At 43.1% G+C, this 16829-nt stretch carries 16 protein-coding genes; 10 read left to right on the top strand and 6 right to left on the bottom strand.

Features of this window, described 5'->3' with window-relative positions:
- The first annotated feature begins 14 nt into the window (after positions 1–14).
- Complete coding sequence (locus tag WCV65_RS20315) at positions 15–344, top strand: hypothetical protein (protein WP_338778971.1); 330 nt, start codon at positions 15–17, stop codon at positions 342–344.
- Here WCV65_RS20315 and WCV65_RS20310 read toward each other — a convergent pair.
- The 3 genes from WCV65_RS20310 to WCV65_RS20300 form a co-directional block, all read right to left on the bottom strand.
- Positions 311–1102: an endonuclease/exonuclease/phosphatase family protein gene (locus tag WCV65_RS20310; protein ID WP_338778970.1), complete on the bottom strand. Its 792-nt coding sequence runs from the start codon at positions 1100–1102 to the stop codon at positions 311–313. The two genes, WCV65_RS20315 and WCV65_RS20310, sit on opposite strands and share 34 nt — an antisense overlap.
- 1 nt (position 1103) lies before the next feature.
- A complete protein-coding gene (locus WCV65_RS20305; protein WP_338778969.1) occupies positions 1104–2741 on the bottom strand; it encodes a PTS transporter subunit IIBC in 1638 nt (545 codons plus the stop codon).
- A 489-nt stretch (positions 2742–3230) separates the two neighbouring features.
- A complete protein-coding gene (locus WCV65_RS20300) occupies positions 3231–3446 on the bottom strand; it encodes a hypothetical protein (protein ID WP_338778968.1) in 216 nt (71 codons plus the stop codon).
- Between the two features lie 378 nt (positions 3447–3824).
- On the opposite strand from WCV65_RS20300, the gene qoxA reads away from it, so the two are divergent.
- The 4 genes from qoxA to qoxD are packed head-to-tail and all read left to right on the top strand — an operon-like array spanning position 3825 to position 7764.
- Positions 3825–4778 (top strand): cytochrome aa3 quinol oxidase subunit II, encoded by a 954-nt coding sequence (gene qoxA, locus WCV65_RS20295; RefSeq protein ID WP_338778967.1) that lies wholly within the window; start codon positions 3825–3827, stop codon positions 4776–4778.
- Positions 4779–4794: 16 nt separating this feature from the next.
- Complete coding sequence (gene qoxB, locus WCV65_RS20290; protein WP_051860776.1) at positions 4795–6747, top strand: cytochrome aa3 quinol oxidase subunit I; 1953 nt, start codon at positions 4795–4797, stop codon at positions 6745–6747.
- A gap of 14 nt (positions 6748–6761) precedes the next feature.
- A complete protein-coding gene (gene qoxC / locus WCV65_RS20285) occupies positions 6762–7376 on the top strand; it encodes a cytochrome aa3 quinol oxidase subunit III (RefSeq protein ID WP_035410281.1) in 615 nt (204 codons plus the stop codon).
- 1 nt (position 7377) lies between these two features.
- The gene (gene qoxD / locus WCV65_RS20280; RefSeq protein ID WP_035410278.1) at positions 7378–7764 is read left to right on the top strand and encodes a cytochrome aa3 quinol oxidase subunit IV; all 387 of its coding nucleotides are present in this window, start codon (positions 7378–7380) and stop codon (positions 7762–7764) included.
- 801 nt (positions 7765–8565) lie between these two features.
- Here the strand turns inward: qoxD and WCV65_RS20275 are convergent.
- Positions 8566–8856, bottom strand: coding sequence for a spore morphogenesis/germination protein YwcE (locus WCV65_RS20275; protein WP_035407889.1), 291 nt, complete (start codon positions 8854–8856; stop codon positions 8566–8568).
- Between the two features lie 212 nt (positions 8857–9068).
- Between WCV65_RS20275 and WCV65_RS20270 the strand changes: the two genes are divergently transcribed.
- Complete coding sequence (locus WCV65_RS20270) at positions 9069–9692, top strand: flavodoxin family protein (protein WP_338778964.1); 624 nt, start codon at positions 9069–9071, stop codon at positions 9690–9692.
- An 88-nt stretch (positions 9693–9780) separates the two neighbouring features.
- Here the strand turns inward: WCV65_RS20270 and WCV65_RS20265 are convergent, their stop codons facing one another.
- Positions 9781–10293 carry a DinB family protein gene (locus WCV65_RS20265; RefSeq protein ID WP_338778962.1) on the bottom strand — a complete coding sequence of 171 codons (513 nt, stop codon included), beginning with the start codon at positions 10291–10293 and terminating at the stop codon, positions 9781–9783.
- A gap of 210 nt (positions 10294–10503) precedes the next feature.
- On the opposite strand from WCV65_RS20265, the gene WCV65_RS20260 reads away from it, so the two are divergent.
- The 3 genes from WCV65_RS20260 (at position 10504) to nfsA (ending at position 13658) form a co-directional block, all read left to right on the top strand.
- Positions 10504–11715, top strand: a complete 1212-nt coding sequence (locus WCV65_RS20260; RefSeq protein ID WP_338778960.1) for an MFS transporter — start codon at positions 10504–10506, stop codon at positions 11713–11715.
- Between the two features lie 171 nt (positions 11716–11886).
- Positions 11887–12723: a YitT family protein gene (locus tag WCV65_RS20255; protein ID WP_338778958.1), complete on the top strand. Its 837-nt coding sequence runs from the start codon at positions 11887–11889 to the stop codon at positions 12721–12723.
- Positions 12724–12911: 188 nt separating this feature from the next.
- On the top strand, positions 12912–13658 hold the full coding sequence (gene nfsA, locus WCV65_RS20250; protein WP_338778956.1) for an oxygen-insensitive NADPH nitroreductase: 747 nt from the start codon (positions 12912–12914) through the stop codon (positions 13656–13658).
- Between the two features lie 1598 nt (positions 13659–15256).
- On the opposite strand, the gene WCV65_RS20245 is transcribed toward nfsA, so the two are convergent.
- A complete protein-coding gene (locus WCV65_RS20245) occupies positions 15257–16069 on the bottom strand; it encodes a bifunctional hydroxymethylpyrimidine kinase/phosphomethylpyrimidine kinase (RefSeq protein WP_338778954.1) in 813 nt (270 codons plus the stop codon).
- Between the two features lie 164 nt (positions 16070–16233).
- On the opposite strand from WCV65_RS20245, the gene WCV65_RS20240 reads away from it, so the two are divergent.
- Positions 16234–16815: a TetR/AcrR family transcriptional regulator gene (locus WCV65_RS20240; RefSeq protein WP_338782383.1), complete on the top strand. Its 582-nt coding sequence runs from the start codon at positions 16234–16236 to the stop codon at positions 16813–16815.
- Positions 16816–16829 lie beyond the last annotated feature (14 nt).

Below are 16829 nucleotides of genomic sequence, written 5' to 3'. Positions count from 1 at the left end.
TGGTGGTGACTGTGTTGGTTGTTGTGATGCCAGGCAATGTGGGAAAAGGGGTGCGATGCGAGGCAAGAATGCCAGGCAAAATGAAAAAGTGGTGTGATGCCAGGCAAGAATGCCAGGCTAAGATGGAAAAGGGGTGTGATGCCAGGCAAGAATGCCAGGCAAAGATGGAAAAGCGTGTGATGCCAGGCAAGAATGCCAGGCAAAGGTGGAAAAGGAGTGTGATGCCAAGCGAACTACAGCTGCACCAGCCTCCCTTACCCATAAAAAAAAACGGCCCGCAGAACATTCTGCAGACCGCTTTCCTTCTATATTATATTGTGATCTCGATTTCCACTCCAAAATGATCCGATACAACAGCCTTATTCACCCCGTTAAAGATCACGGCAGAACGCATTACCCTGAGTGGCTGATTGGTTAAAATCAAATCGATTCGAAGCGGGTTTTCATTTTCTTCCCATCCGGCTATTTTTCCTGGAACAGTGATGCCGCTGTCTTTTTCTTCAGCGAGTTCATACGTATCCAGGAGGCCCTGGCTTTTTAAGTAGTCATAGCCTTCACCTTCAATGTGGGCGTTATTGTTGAAGTCACCCATCAGGAAGAAACGGTGTTCTTTATGAACCTGACGGAGGAGAGATACAGCCTGCTCTTTAAATGGCTCTTCTGCATCATCCCACCAGCCGAGGTGGCAGGAGTAGAAGGAGATCAGCTCTCCTTCAGCTTCAACCGTTATCCCGACAATCCGTCTCGTCTTCCAATAGGCCGTGTCTGTACTGTTTGTTATAAGGAAGGAATGAGTTTCCCTGATTGGGAATTTCGACAGCATGGCCGAACCTTCCTCATAAATATCGTAGCCGATGTGTGATTGGCCCCAGTGAAGCTCATATCCATGGACACCGAGCTTGTCGAGTTCATCAAGAAGAACGACGGCATAATTATCTTTTTTTACAAGGCCAAATGCCGTTTCTTCATTTATAGACTGATTCACTTCCTGAAGCGCAATAACGTCATAGTCTTTTTCGGCGATTGTTTTCGCTAGAGTTCTTATCTTTTCCATTTGGTTCTCTTCGATCCAGGCATGGCAGTTAAGAGTCAGCAATTTCATATTATGCTCCCAGTAAATCCTGGATATCAGATTTGATGACGTCTGCTTTTGGTCCGTAGATAGCTTGTACACCTTTGTCTTTAACAATCAGGCCAAGTGCGCCTTGTTCTTTCCATTTACCTTCGCCGGCAACAAGAGATGAGTCTTTAACCGTCACGCGAAGGCGTGTCATGCAGGCATCTACATCCGTAATGTTGGATTTTCCGCCTAGTAGCTCGATGATGGCAGGGGCAAGGGAACCTTCTTGTACAGCTCCGCCAGTTTTTTCGCTATCTTCGTTGTCGATGTAGTTTCCGTTGCGTCCCGGTGTAGGGAAGTTGAAGCGTTTGATTAGGAAATGGGCCACTCCGAAATTCAGTCCGAAGAACACAACACATGCAATAATAAAGTTGACGAAATCCATCCATAATCCAGCTTTGAAAATCATCGGCGTACGAGTCAACAGCTCGATGAATCCGAAAGAGTGGACGCGCAGGTTGATGATATCAGCCAGTGCGAATGCAAGTCCTGTTGTAATGGCATAAACAACATACAATAGCGGTGCAGCAAACATGAACATGAATTCAATCGGTTCTGTTACACCAGTAAGGAATACGGCAAGACCTGCAGAAAGGAACATGGATTTATATTTTTTGCGCTTGTCTTTATCAACATTGCGGTACATGGCATAAGCGATACCGATCAAAGAAGCAGTTGAAAGAATCATTTGTCCTACTTTAAAGCGGGCAGGGTGAACGTCGTTCAATAGTTTTTCGTATCCAGCCTGGTTTCCAGCAGCCAGGTAGTTGTTCAAGTCAGCAATCCAAGCAAGCCATAGCGGATCTTGACCGGAAACGACTGTTCCTGCGCTTGATCCAGTCAGAACGGTGTACGTTCCGCCAAGAGCAGTATAGTTCATCGGAACCGTGAGCATGTGGTGCAATCCGAAAGGAAGGAGCAGACGCTCAAGTGTCCCAAAGATGAATGGTGCAATGATTGGTGCAGTATCTTTAGAAGATGCAATCCATTTACCGAAGTCATTCAGCAAACCTTGAACGAAAGGCCATACAAGAGACAGGACGATTGCAGTAATGACAGATCCGCCGATAACAGCGAACGGTACAAAACGTTTTCCGTTGAAGAAAGCAAGAGCATCAGGCAATTTGCTGTAGTTGTAATATTTATTGAACAGGTTCGCTCCGAGGAAACCGGAAATGATTCCAACGAAAACTCCCATGTTAAGGGCCGGAGCTCCAAGTACTGATGTGAAATAATCTTTTACAAGAAGATCTTGTCCAAACAATGAGTTTACTACTGCGTTCGGATCATCGAACATGGCAGCGTTTACTCCGAAGATCGCACCAGTGATCCGGTTAATTAGAACGAATGCGATTAGGGCAGCAAAGGCACCGCCGGCACGTTCTTTAGCCCAGGATCCCCCAATGGCTACTGCAAATAAAATGTGAAGATTCGTGATGATCGCCCATCCGATATCCTCCATTACTCGTGCGATGGTCATGACAAGGGTGACGTCCCCTCCGATCATCGCTACTAATTTCCCTAAAGAAATCATGATTCCGGCAGCAGGCATAACGGCAACCACTACCATAAGTGCTTTACCGAACTTTTGCCAGAAATCAAATGAAAATAAACTCTTCATGACTTGCTCCTCCTCTGTGTATGGGCTTACATTGATAAGAAAATAAAAATGCATGGCTGAAACCGAATACATTTTACTAATAAAGTAAAAAATAAATATGCAACATAAGTGCAACCGTTTGCATTCTGATTATATGAAATATATATGCACAATGCAAGAGTTTCTGGAAAAATATTTTTTGAAGGATATATGACGGCCTTAATGGAAAAGAATGACCTTTATTTAAGACTGGAGCCCTAAAAAAACCGCCTCTTTTTTAAATTTATTATGAGTTTTAAATTGCATTTTTACTAAAAAATATCTAGAACGAGTACAGTCTCTCATCACTATTTGTCATGTTAACTTGGGTATGACGGATATAGATCCAAGAGGTATTTTGACAGATCCTTTTCATCCCTTCACAATAATGCCGAATAGTTTTAATGAAATGCTGATAAAGCAAAAAGAAACGGCGCACCGGCTAATGACTCAGCGGATACGCCGTTTTTCTTATTTTCTCTTTTTAAATTGATCTTCTGAATCAGAATCATCCTTTGTTTTATGCTTCTTTTTCTCATCCTGCATATCTTTTTTCAAATCTTCCAAAGGAATGGAATCAACCGTTTGTTCATTTTCAAATTTATCATGCAAGCTCTCATTATCTGTCGGGACCTGTTCAGGATGTTCATTATGGTGTTTAGTGCTTTCTTTCGACAAAATCTCCACCTCCCTGATATAATTTGTATATTCCACCGTACAAAAAAGTTCAAACGTAAGCCGGGCAAACAATGAAAGCGTTTATCACTTGTTAACGGACAGTAAATTCTGCATCTCGTCACGTACACTCAATAAAATTTTACTTTTCTGCTACTGCCATCCAGATGGTTACAAAGAATGGATTTTCCGCTAAATCAAGATTTATCCAATTGTGTGAACATATTGTGAAAAAATATTGAACAAGATGTGACTTTTGTATGAAAACTGGATGACATTAAAATTTGGAAAGCCATTTTTGTTTGTGGTCTGTTACTATAAGGGTAAAAGTTTAAGTGATTGCTGTGCTTATAGACTTTTTTGTCATTATTTATAGAAGGATTGGGAAGGATGGTGAACCTTTTGGGTAAATATTTGAAACCTATCATTTTATTTGGAGCTTTGATGTCAGTATTTTTGCTTGGCGGCTGCAGCCAGATGGCCGTTCTCGATCCGAAAGGACCGGTTGCCGCGCAGCAAAGAGACCTGATCATGCTCTCTATTGTATTTATGCTGTTTATCATAGCAGTTGTTTTTGTCCTGTTTGTTCTTATCATTATTAAATATCGTGAGCGCCCAACAAACATGGGATATGAGCCGCCTGAAATGGAAGGCAGCAAGTTCCTTGAGATTGTTTGGACGGTTATTCCGATTATTATCGTAATCGCGCTTTCCATTCCAACAGTTCAGGCCATTTACAGCCTGGAGGAAATACCGGAAAGTGAACATGCGGATAAGAAGCCGCTTGTCGTTTATGCAACATCTGTAGACTGGAAGTGGATCTTCAGCTATCCGGAGGAAGACATTGAAACGGTCAATCAGCTTTATATTCCTGAAGATCGTCCGCTGGAATTCCGTTTAACATCTGCTGACACAATGGCATCATTCTGGATTCCTCAGCTAGGCGGACAGAAATATGCTATGTCAGAAATGGAAATGAAGCTTTACCTTCAATCCGATGAGCCTGGTGTATACGAAGGACGCAATGCCAACTTCACAGGTGAAGGATTTACAAAACAGCGTTTTAAAGTCTACTCCCAAACAGAGGAAGATTTCGCTGCCTGGGTGAAGAAAAGCCAAAGTGCTCCTGAACTGAAAGAGGAGCAGTATGAGAAATTAATGTTCCCTGGTGATGCGAAACCGATGACATTCTCCTCAACTCACTTAGGATTTGTAGATCACGCAAAGGACCCTGAATATGCAATCAGAGTCCGTGAGAAATACGGAGTAACTTACCAGGAGCATCATTCAAAGACCGAAGAAAAAGAAAAGAATGATACCGGGGAAGAATTAGGCTCCAAATAGGAAAGGAGGAAATTCAATGTTCGAATTTATCAAGAACAATTTGATTCTTGACGACCCGCTTATTATGGGAGCTCAGGTATCTATTGGTCTTACTACAGTTGCAATTATTTTCGTCCTTTCCTACTTCAAAAAATGGAAATGGCTATGGACGAACTGGCTGACTTCGGTTGACCATAAAAAATTGGGGATTATGTATATCATTGCCGCAATTTTGATGCTTTTCCGCGGAGGGGTCGATGCACTCCTTATGCGTGCTCAGCTCACGGTAAATAATGCAGAGTTCCTGAACTCGCAGCATTACAATGAAATATTCACAACACATGGAACGATCATGATTATCTTCATGGCGATGCCGTTCCTGATTGGACTGATCAACGTTGTTGTTCCTCTTCAAATCGGTGCACGCGACGTTGCTTATCCTTATTTGAACTCATTGAGCTTTTGGACATTTTTCGTCGGAGCGATGCTCTTTAATATTTCATTTGTATTCGGGGGTTCTCCATCAGCAGGCTGGACAGCTTACATGCCTCTTGCCGGTGTTGAAAGCTCTCCTGGACCAGGGCAGAACTACTATTTGCTTGGTCTTCAAGTAGCAGGTATCGGTACATTGATGACCGGTATTAACTTCATGGTTACAATTTTGAAAATGCGTGCAAAAGGTATGACGCTTATGCGTATGCCTATGTTTACATGGACTGCACTTATCACATGCCTAATCATTGTGTTCGCTTTCCCTGTATTGACTGTAGCACTTGCACTTATGACATTTGACCGTTTGTTCGGTTCCCACTTCTTTACTCTTGCAGACGGCGGTATGCCGATGCTATGGGCGAACCTTTTCTGGATTTGGGGACATCCTGAGGTATATATCGTTATCCTTCCGGCTTTCGGTATTTTCTCGGAAATCATTGCTACATTTGCACGAAAAGCACTGTTCGGATATAAAGCGATGGTTGCCGCAATCGTTGTTATTTCCGGTTTGAGCTTCCTTGTATGGGTGCATCACTTCTTTACAATGGGTTCAAGCGCTGGAGTTAACTCTGTATTCTCAATCACAACCATGGCAATTGCCATTCCTACAGGTGTAAAAATATTTAACTGGCTGTTTACGCTTTACAAAGGAAGAATTAAATTCACTGTTGCAATGCTTTGGTCTCTTGCTTTCATCCCGACATTCGTAATCGGGGGAGTTACAGGGGTTATGCTAGCAATGGCAGCAGCTGACTATCAATACCATAATACGTACTTCCTTGTTGCCCATTTCCACTACGTATTGATTGCCGGAACAGTTTATGCATGTTTCGCTGGTCTTTACTACTGGTATCCAAAAATGTTCGGCCACAAGCTGAACGAAAGAATCGGCCGCTGGAGCTTCTGGTTCTTTAACATTGGATTTAACGTTTGTTTCTTCCCAATGTTCTTCTTAGGTCTTGACGGTATGCCGCGCCGTGTTAACACATACGATGCAGCTGACGGCTGGCAGGATCTGAACATTGTTGCTTCAATCGGAGCACTTGGTATGGCTGTTGGATTTATGGTTCTTGTTTACAACATCTATTACAGCTTCCGTTTTGCGGAAAGAGAGCAAACAGGAGATGCTTGGGATGGCCGTACACTTGAGTGGGCGACATCTACAGCAATTCCTCCGCACTACAACTTCGCTGTTATCCCTGAAGTAACTGGCATGGATGAATGGTGGAGAATGAAACAAAGAAATAAAACGACTGGCAAACGCGAAGCAGTTGAATATAAACCGATTCACATGCCGAACTATTCCGGCAGACCGCTTATTATGTCAGTAGCTTTCGGTATCGCAGGATTCGGTATGGTCTTCTCCCTATGGTGGATGGCGATTATCGGATTAGTCGGTGTATTTGCAACAATGATTCTTCGCTCGCTTGAAATTGACGATGGCTACTACGTCAGCGTAGAAGAAATACAAGAAACTGAAAAACGGGCAACCGTTTAAAGGAGGCGTGAAATTTGGGACATTCACACACACATGATGGTTCAAACACGCCGCTGGAATATCAATCTGAAATAGGCAGATTGAATATTGTAGGCTTCTGGATTTTCCTTGGAGCGGAAATTGCGTTGTTCTCTACACTTTTTGCAACGTATTTCGCATTATTTAACCAAACTGCAGATGGTCCGCTTCCTGGGGATATGTTCAAAGTAGAAGGCGTATTGATTATGACATTCCTGCTTTTGATAAGCAGTTTTACAAGCGGTATTGCCATTCATGAGCTGCGCCGCCACAACATGAAGGGTGTATTCATTTGGACGATTATTACCCTTCTTCTCGGCGCCGGGTTTGTTGGCTACGAAGTATATGAGTTCGTCGAGTATGTACATGAAGGCGCTACGCTCCAGACGAGTGCTTTCTGGTCCGCATTCTTTGTTCTTGCAGGGACACACGGACTTCACGTATCCATCGGTATCGCATGGATTTCCTTAATCCTAATCCAGGTTAAAAAGCGCGGTTTAACACCACAAACTGCTACGAAGCTTTTTATCTCAAGTCTTTACTGGCATTTCCTTGACGTCGTCTGGATTTTCATTTTCACTGGAGTCTATTTGATGGGGATGGTGTTGTAATATGGCTGGAAATACTCAAACATCTCATAACACACATTCATCTCATGATAAATTCCCATGGAGCAATGTCATTGGTTTTGCATTATCCATCGTTTTAACATTGCTCGCTCTGTGGGTAGGCTTAGCATCAGGATTCTCTGATACCACTATCCTGATCATCATTTTCGTTTTTGCTTTCTTCCAGGCTGCACTTCAGCTGCTTATGTTCATGCATATGACAGAGAGCAGCAGCGGATGGATTCAAACCCTCAATACTGTGTTTGCAGCATTCATTGCGATTGTAATCGTAGCTGGAACAGTTTGGGTAATGGGATCGCATGGCGGTCACTCAGAACATCAGAAAAACCCGCCTTCTCATGGTGAACATGGAGAACATGAAGGTAAATAAACAATAGTAAACCGGTAATCGCTATCCCAGATGGGGCATCGCTTACCGGTTTTTTGTTTTAATCTAAAGGCAGCTCTGCTGGAAAACTGTACTACATCGCAAATGTCCGATACCGATAAAAGCGTGAGTGTCCGATAAAGTAAGTAAAGTGTCCGATATCCGGAGTGGGCGGGCGATATCCTGACAAGAGTGTCCGATATCCATCCAGGGATGTCCGATAAAACCGAGAACGTCCGATAAATGAGGCAAAGTGTCCGATATCCGGAGCGGAGCGGGCGATATCCTGACAAGAATGTCCGATATCCACCCAGGAGTGTCCGATAAAAGCGAGAACGTCCGATAAATGAGGCAAAGTGTCCGATATCCGGAGCGGAGCGGGCGATATCCTGACAAGAGTGTCCGATATCCATCCAGGGATGTCCGATAAAACCGAGAACGTCCGATAAATGAGGCAAAGTGTCCGATATCCGGAGCGGAGCGGGCGATACCCTGACAAGAGTGTCCGATAAAAGCGAGAACGTCCGATAAATGAGGGGAAGTGTCCGATATCCGGAGCGGAGCGGGCGATATCCGTACTTGAATGTCTGATATCCATTCAAGAGTGTCCGATAAAAGCGAGAACGTCCGATAAATGAGACAAAGTGTCCGATATCCGGAGCGGGCCGGGTGATATCATGACAAGAATGTCTGATATCCACCCAGGAGTGTCCGTGATAATCCTCAACGCCCGATTACAGAGTAAAAGTGAATCTGCAGCAGCCTAAAACAAGAAAAAACCCTGCACCGCGTTCGATGCAAGGCTTATTCAATGATTGGTGATTTTGGAGCGTGTTTCTTCTCATGCTCACGCTTAATGATTGGGAAGGCATAAATTAGGAATGCTGCGATATGGGCAAATACGACATTGCCGACGAAGATCATATTGAGGACGTAGTGGTCGATGAAATTTAAGCTTCCGCTGAGATAGAGGAGAAAGTAAGCCCACATTCCAACAATAAATGGAATATGGATGATTGCTAATCTCTTTCGTTCAGGCCAGAGAAATAAAGGAGTTGCTGTCGCGATGAAAAGATAAACCACGAACACATCCATTTCACTTACCTCCTTGTCAAATTTGATAACGCTTACATAACTTGACCAATTGTGACAGAGAAAAGAACAATTTGTGAACTTTCTGTTACAACTAGTATATCACAAAATTCTGATAATTAAAGGATTTTGTTTGAGAAAATTTGCCTATTTTTACGTTTAGCATTTCTCATTTGTGGAATTTTTAAACTATATACTTTGAGGAGGACAAAAAAATGACATTAAAAGCATTGTTATTGAACTGTTCCCTGAAAAAGGGTGATGAAGAATCAAATACGGAAGCGTTAGTTAAAAAGGTAACCGGCATTATGCAGCGTGAAGGAGTATTTACTGAGACAGTCAGGGTAGCTGATTATAACGTAGCTTTTGGAATCTCCGATGATATGGGCGGAGGAGATGAATGGCCGCAGATTTTTGAAAAAGTGAAAGAGGCGGACATTCTAATTATAGGCACCCCTCTTTGGATTGGGGAGAAGAGCAGCATTGCAGCCATGGTTATGGAGAGGCTGTATGGCGGAAGCAGCCTGACCAATGAAAAAGGACAATCCATCTATTACAACAAAGTCGGCGGAGTTGTTATAACTGGGAATGAGGATGGAGCAAAAGATGCGGCTAAATCCATTTTATACGGTCTTTCGCATATGGGCCTCACCGTTCCTCCAAATGTTGATACATATTGGGTGGGAGAGGCTGGACCAGGACCTTCTTTTATTGAAGCGGAAGGATATAAAAATGAATTTACAAAACAGCATGTGCAAATGCTGGCATTTAACCTGATGCATTTCGCCAGAATGCTGAAAGAAAACCCCATCCCTGCTCAGGGTACGGTTATTCAATAAGGGCTGCTGGTATTGTGAGACGGTTACTAATCCACTTCACTGAAAAACGCTGTATTAGGTAACCAGGCCCGTAAAACGTAATACCTCATTATTTATGAGTCAGCATTTTCCTAATCAGCCTTATTTGACCTCTATGGTTGATTTCATCCTCAAACACGTGAAACCAGATGAAATAATTATTAGACGGGTGGTGATCCCATACTCTATTTTCGTAAAGCCAGTCATCATTTAAAGCAGCAAATTCGCTCATTGTTCTGTTTCTGACATCTTCAAGCTTGGAAATGTAGTATTCCAAAGGATATCCTTTGATACTTTTTCTTCCTTCTGCTCCCAGACTGTACGGTGCACCCCATTCTGCCATCTCTTGCTCATTCGGGCTTCTTCCATCAAAAATCTCTATTTGGAACCCTTTTTCAACTGCTGCTATATGCAGCAGCAGGGCTCCGATACTATTCCCATCCTTGATTGGTAAAAAATCTAATTCGGAGGTTGTTAAACCGGTGACTGCTTCTAATGTTGTTTTTCTGGCATATTCCATTTGTGTGACAAGATGGCCTATTTGGGGAGTATATCCCTCTAATTTTTCTAGTTTAAATTCCATAAGATATGGCACCTCATTCATTCAATTATGATGCTGCTCTTTTTTGAATAGCTTCTTTCCTTGTCAAATAATAGTATCCTTTTCTTATCTGAAAGCAGCATGCTGGAACATGGAAACTTTGAAGGGGAATATTCCGCTGCTATTCTTATTTCCTAAAATATCGGATTGTGACATAATAAAGAAGAATTTTGAAAAAGAAGGGTGTTACATATGAATGATCAAACAAAGCTTTCGAAAAGGAAGCTTTTAGGAATAGCAGGAATGGGATGGATGTTTGATGCAATGGATGTTGGACTCCTCTCATTTATTATCGCCGCGCTTGCGGTGGAGTGGCAGCTGAAACCGGATCAAATGGCTTGGATCGGCTCGGTCAATTCAATCGGGATGGCAGTCGGTGCTCTCATTTTTGGTTTGATGGCGGACCGCATCGGCAGAAAAAACGTTTTTATTATCACTCTTCTGTTATTTTCAGTGGGAAGCGGGTTATCCGCGCTTGCTTGGGCGCTGCCGGTTTTTCTTGTTTTGCGATTTATCATAGGAATGGGTTTAGGCGGCGAGCTTCCGGTTGCCTCGACGCTCGTCTCTGAAAGTGTGAAACCGCATGAAAGAGGCCGCATTGTTGTACTTCTGGAAAGCTTTTGGGCGGGCGGATGGCTCCTTGCAGCCTTGATTGCCTTCTTTATCATTCCGCGTTTTGGCTGGCAGACAGCACTGGTCATCAGTGCACTTCCTGCATTTTATGCTCTATATTTACGATGGAATCTTCCGGATTCCAAAGCGTTTAAGGCTGTTCAGGAAAAAGACCAGGAAACGATGCTGCAAAAAATAGCAAAGGTATGGGGCGGGAAATACAAAAAACGCACCGCTATGCTGTGGATTCTATGGTTTTCTGTGGTTTTTTCCTATTACGGAATGTTTCTATGGCTGCCAAGCGTCATGACCATGAAAGGATTCACCTTAATTAAAAGCTTTGAATATGTCCTTATTATGACTCTTGCTCAGCTCCCAGGTTACTTCAGTGCGGCCTGGCTGATTGAAAAAAAGGGCAGGAAATTTGTCCTGATTGTTTACCTGTCAGGTACTGCTCTGAGTGCCTATTTCTTTGGAAATGCAGAAACACCAGCGCTGCTTCTTGCGTCAGGAATGTTTCTTTCCTTCTTTAATCTAGGGGCATGGGGAGCGCTCTATGCATACACCCCTGAACAGTATCCAACTTCCATTCGGGGAACCGGATCAGGGATGGCGGCCTCGTTCGGAAGAATCGGTGGAATATTGGGACCGCTGCTTGTTGGATATCTGATTAAAATGAATGTTGAAATTGGAACAATCTTTACCATTTTCTGTTTCTCCATCATCATCGGTGTGCTTTCCGTTGCATTTTTGGGGAGAGAAACGAAACAAACGGAAATGGAAGAATTTTAATACCCTTCTGAGTGTTGATAATCGCCTTAGAGGGTGCTATAGTATTGGACAGACTTGAAGCCTGAGGTCTGAAGGAGGCAGGTCTGTTCAGTGATTCCGAAGACCGCTGCACGGAATAGATCTGTTCCGGACACCGGCCTTTTTTACGAAAATCTTCGAGGAGAGACAACTATGCTTACAAATATTAAAGAATACAGCTTGCTCATCATAGGATCTTTCTTTTTTGCCATTGGGGTTAATCTGTTTGCCATCCCAAATGAGCTGGGTGAAGGCGGCGTAACGGGAATTTCGATGCTTCTTTACTATGTGCTTCATTGGTCCCCTGGCATCACCAACTTCATTATGAACGGTATTTTGCTATCAGTCGGCTTTCGCTTACTGAGTAAGCGTGTAACCTATTATTCTATCATCTCCATTGTGTTCACTTCCGTTTTCCTGCATCTAACGGAAGGAATGGCAGCACCAGTTGAAGATGCCATTTTGGGAACTGTTTTTGCCGGCATTTTCATCGGTGTCGGTCTCGGACTCGTTCTTCGCGCAGGCGGTACAACCGGGGGCTCGGCTATTCTTGCGAGAATGACTCAAAAATATCTTGGCTGGAGTGTAAGCAGCTCGATGCTGCTGTTCGATATGATTGTGGTGCTAAGCTCTTATTTTGTCATAGGTGCTGCTAATACCATGTATACCGTAATCTCTATCTACATTAGTACCAAAGTGCTCGATTATATTCTCGAAGGCTTCGATACGAGAAAAGCTGCCACCATTATTTCTGATCATGCGGATGAAGTGGCGAGCCGGGTTAATGAAGATATGGACCGGGGTGTCACGGTCATTTCTGCAAAAGGCAGCTATACGAATGAATCGCGCGATATTCTCTATATCGTCATTAATAAACAAGAGCTTTTTCAGCTGAAAAAAATTGTTCATAAAATTGATGACAAAGCGTTTGTCGTAATTCATGATGTACGCGATGTATTCGGAGAAGGCTTTACCTTCCCGAAAACATAAAGAACCCCTTCGATCTCTGAAGGGGATTTTTTTTTCGGCTCAAATTCAATTGTTTGACGGAGGGCAATCAACTCCGCTACTCTTTAATCAGGAAATTCATGAGGATGCAGCTTTGTTATGGAAGAAAAGCTAAAAATATAAAACAATCTATAGCTCTAACCGACTTGCATGAGAAAGGGTTGAATCAAATGAATACAACCATTGAAACCATTTTAAATCATCGCTCAATACGGAAGTTTCAAGATCGTCCCCTATCGGACGAACAAATATCTCTGCTCGTGAAAGCCGCGCAGGCTGCCTCTACATCCAGCAATATTCAAGCCTATTCGATCATCGGTGTGAAAAATCCCGAAACGAAGCAAAAGCTGGCTGAGCTTGCAGGAAACCAGTCATATGTTGCTCATAATGGTCACTTCTTTGTATTCTGTGCAGACCTGTACCGCCACGAAAAAGCAGGAGAAATGGAGAAACAGGAAGTTACCGAATCCATCGAAAGCACGGAAAAATTCATGGTAGCTATTATAGATGCCGCTCTCGCTGCCCAAAATACAGCAATCGCTGCAGAATCGATGGGACTTGGCATTTGCTACATCGGGGGATTAAGAAACAATCTTCCTGAAGTATCAAGTGTTCTTAAAACTCCTGACCGAGTCATTCCGCTCTTTGGAATGACAATTGGCTATCCTGATCAAAACCCGGATGTTAAACCGCGGCTTCCATTTAACCATGTTTATTTTGAAGACCACTATGACACCGGAGAGCAATACGAAGAGCAGCTGAAAGAATATAACGAAACCGTGTCTGCTTACTATAATGAACGTACAGACGGAAGGCGCTCTGATACATGGACCGGCCAAATGGCGCAAATGCTAGCGCACCCTCAAAGGATGTACATGAAAGAATTTGTGCAAAAGAAAGGCTTTAATAATAAATAAAGAATAAGCCCCCATTTTAACCGGGGGCTTGTTCTTTATTTTCGTCTGGAGAACCACCAAAAAGGAAAAGCTGCCACCAGATACAAAAAGTATAAAATTGAAATCATCCATCCGGCAGGGGTTAAAATGAGAAGATCCACGACATCTTCAGCAGCCTGTCCTAGTGGATTCTTTTTACCTAAGAATACATATAACAAGGAAAACAAAAGTGAAAACAGGATAAAGCAGACTGCATAAGCAATGAGAAATAGTAAGAAAAGTTCTGGCATTGAAGCAGGTTCCCCCGAATTTTTCTATTGTTCTAGCACACCAGCATATGAAAAAAAATGAAAGTTCGCAAAAGTTTTACCCGTCCTTCCCCCATACATTCTCCACAGCCCTTTCCGATTCCTTGTTAATAACTGAAAACCTGTGAACAACTTGTGTATGACTAAAATACCAAGTGCAGATATAGTAGGGAACGCATGTACCCACACAAAATGTGGGTAACTTTTGTGGATATGTTGATAAGTTCTGTGGATAAGATGTTTGTAAAGGCGTTTTCACCTGTGTATATCTAACAATTTACAAAATAATAACGAAAGCTTCATAAATTTGTGGATAACTAGGTGTTTTGTGAACTCGATGTTAATCATGGTAAAAAGGGTTATAGGAAACTTGAAAGGTGAGGTTACTGGGAAGAATGCCAGGCATCAGCCGGGAAAAAGATTCGCTATTCAGCAGCCGGGCTTTTTTATTCAGAATCACGGTAACCTCTTTATGCTCACAGACTTCATGAAGTTTTTAACTGTGTGCAGAAGAAAGGGACGCTTCCTTTTTACCTGCTCATGCTAATCGCTGCGTCTGCGAGATTGAGGTAACCCCTGGTAAATTTCCGGTCTCATGGGTAGAGGGGAATTCTCGGTTGATTGAACGTAGTGTTTACTAGCTAAACGTTTGGCTGGACTTTATTTTGACAGGGGGGAGATTGGCGAAGATTCAAGTTAAGGTAGAACAGGCACATCGATTATAGGGCAGGACTGGAGGGTGTGGGCTGCGGAAGGGGATCCAGCGAAAAGAGGGCACTGCCATCTCTGTCGTATCCTCCCGAAAAGTCGATATCCGCTTATTTTCGTCGATATATCGAAATAATCGTCGATATATTAAAATTTTCGCCGATATATTGAAATAATCGCCGATATATTTAAATTTCGGTCGATATCCGCTCAGAATAGCCGATATCTCATTAGCTGCCCCCCAACTGCGTACCGAAATAACCCAATTCATCCCGATTCTAGCACCAAATTTTCTTATCTGAGCTACGTTGACTAGCCATTGTAGCAGTTTCAAACCAATATATGTGACTTTCGATCATAAATCCGTCATATTAATCCCAGGCAGCACCGTAAAAAGACTCCAATCCCAGGCAAGAATGCCAGGCAAAACCGCAATGCCAGGCAAAACCGAAATCCCAGGCAACACAGGGATAAAAAGCACAATGCCAGGCATCAACCGGAAAAAGCACAATGCCAAGCATCCCTATCCTCACCATAATTCACCCCGCTACACATCCAAACAAAAAAACAGCCCATCCGTCTAACCGGGCTGTTTTTCGTTATTTATTCTCCGTGCAGTCTCAAGCCTGCATGGTTGGTAGGTCCTACGTATTCATTGAGCGGGAAAGAATGCTTAATGGCTGCTGTAATGAATTTTTTTGCTTCGTAAATGGCTTCTTTTACTTCCAAGCCTTTAGCGAGGTTGGCAGTGATTGCCGATGAGTACGTGCATCCTGCGCCATGAGTGTAAGTCGTGTCGATTCGTTCGCTTTCCAGGACTTCAAAATCCGTTCCATCATAAAGCACGTCAACTGCTTTTTCATGGTCAAGCTTTCCGCCGCCTTTAACAAGGACAAAAGGAGCGCCTAATGCATGGATTTTCGCTGCAGCGTCTTTCATCTGTTCTACTGTTGTAATCGTTCCAATACCGCTTAGCTGTCCAGCTTCGAAAAGATTAGGCGTCACAACGGTAGCAGCCGGCGTCAAAATATCGCGCAGTGCTTCCGCAAGCTCAGGGTACAGAACTTCATCTGCTCCTTTGCACACCATAACGGGATCGACTACTACATTTTTTAAACCATGTTTCTTAATTGTGTCGGCTGCAAGGCGGATAATATCCACAGTCGGCAGCATGCCGGTTTTCATTGCATCCGCACCAATGCCTTCGACGATTGTAGAAAGCTGGGGCTTTATCACATCGAGCTCAACTGGGAAGACTTGATGGTGCCATTCGTTATGGGGATCCATCGCGACAATCACAGTTAAAGCAGACATTCCGTATACACCATGCTCCTGGAAGGTTTTCAGATCAGCTTGGATTCCTGCTCCGCCGCTGCTGTCCGAACCGGCAATGGTTAATGCTTTAGGCATATTCATATGTTGTACCTCCATCCAAATTAACCTTTTATCTATCTTGTTTATTATACCAATTGATCGGTCTGTTATAAAGATTCCTGCGTGAGGGAGAAAAGGGGTTGCTATTGGATGGAAAAAAAGGTAAATTTATAATTGAACAGTGGTTAATAAATCGGGGTGTAAAAGTGGCAGCAAGAAAAGCAGTTAAACAGGAATTAACTAGAGACATCATTATTGCTTCAGCCAGGGAACTCTTTGTAGAGGAAGGGTATCAGAATGTTTCCATGAGAAAAATTGCAGCCGAGCTCGGTTACAGCCATGGATCTATTTATTACCATTTCAAAAGCAAGGCCGAACTTTTTTATGCGATGGTGCGTGAGGACTTTCAATTACTAAATGAGGTGCTGGATGGGATCCTTGAGAAGAAACAGTCTTCCAATGAAGAGAAGCTGAGAAGCATATTATTCGGATACATTGAATTCGGACTGACTCATCAAAGCCATTATGAAGTGATGTTCCTCATAAAAGATGAGGAAGTGAAGAGCTATTTTGCGGAGGAGCCAAATTTAAGCTATGAAAAGTTTGCTCAATCCATATATAAGCTTTCTTCAGGCAGCGTCACGGTTTCGCAAATCTGGTCCATTTTCCTTTCGCTTCATGGATTTGTGACTCATTACAGCAAAACGGGCATGGAGTTTGAGGATGCAAGAGAGATGGCCAATCAACATGTGCAGTTTTTAATGAATTCATTAGTTCCGAAATCTTAGCTGCAGATTACTCT

The organism is Metabacillus sp. FJAT-52054 (genome assembly GCF_037201815.1).
In the GTDB taxonomy this organism is placed as follows: Bacteria; Bacillota; Bacilli; order Bacillales; family Bacillaceae; genus Metabacillus_B; species Metabacillus_B sediminis.
This window is presented reverse-complemented; position numbering and strand designations above follow the sequence as displayed.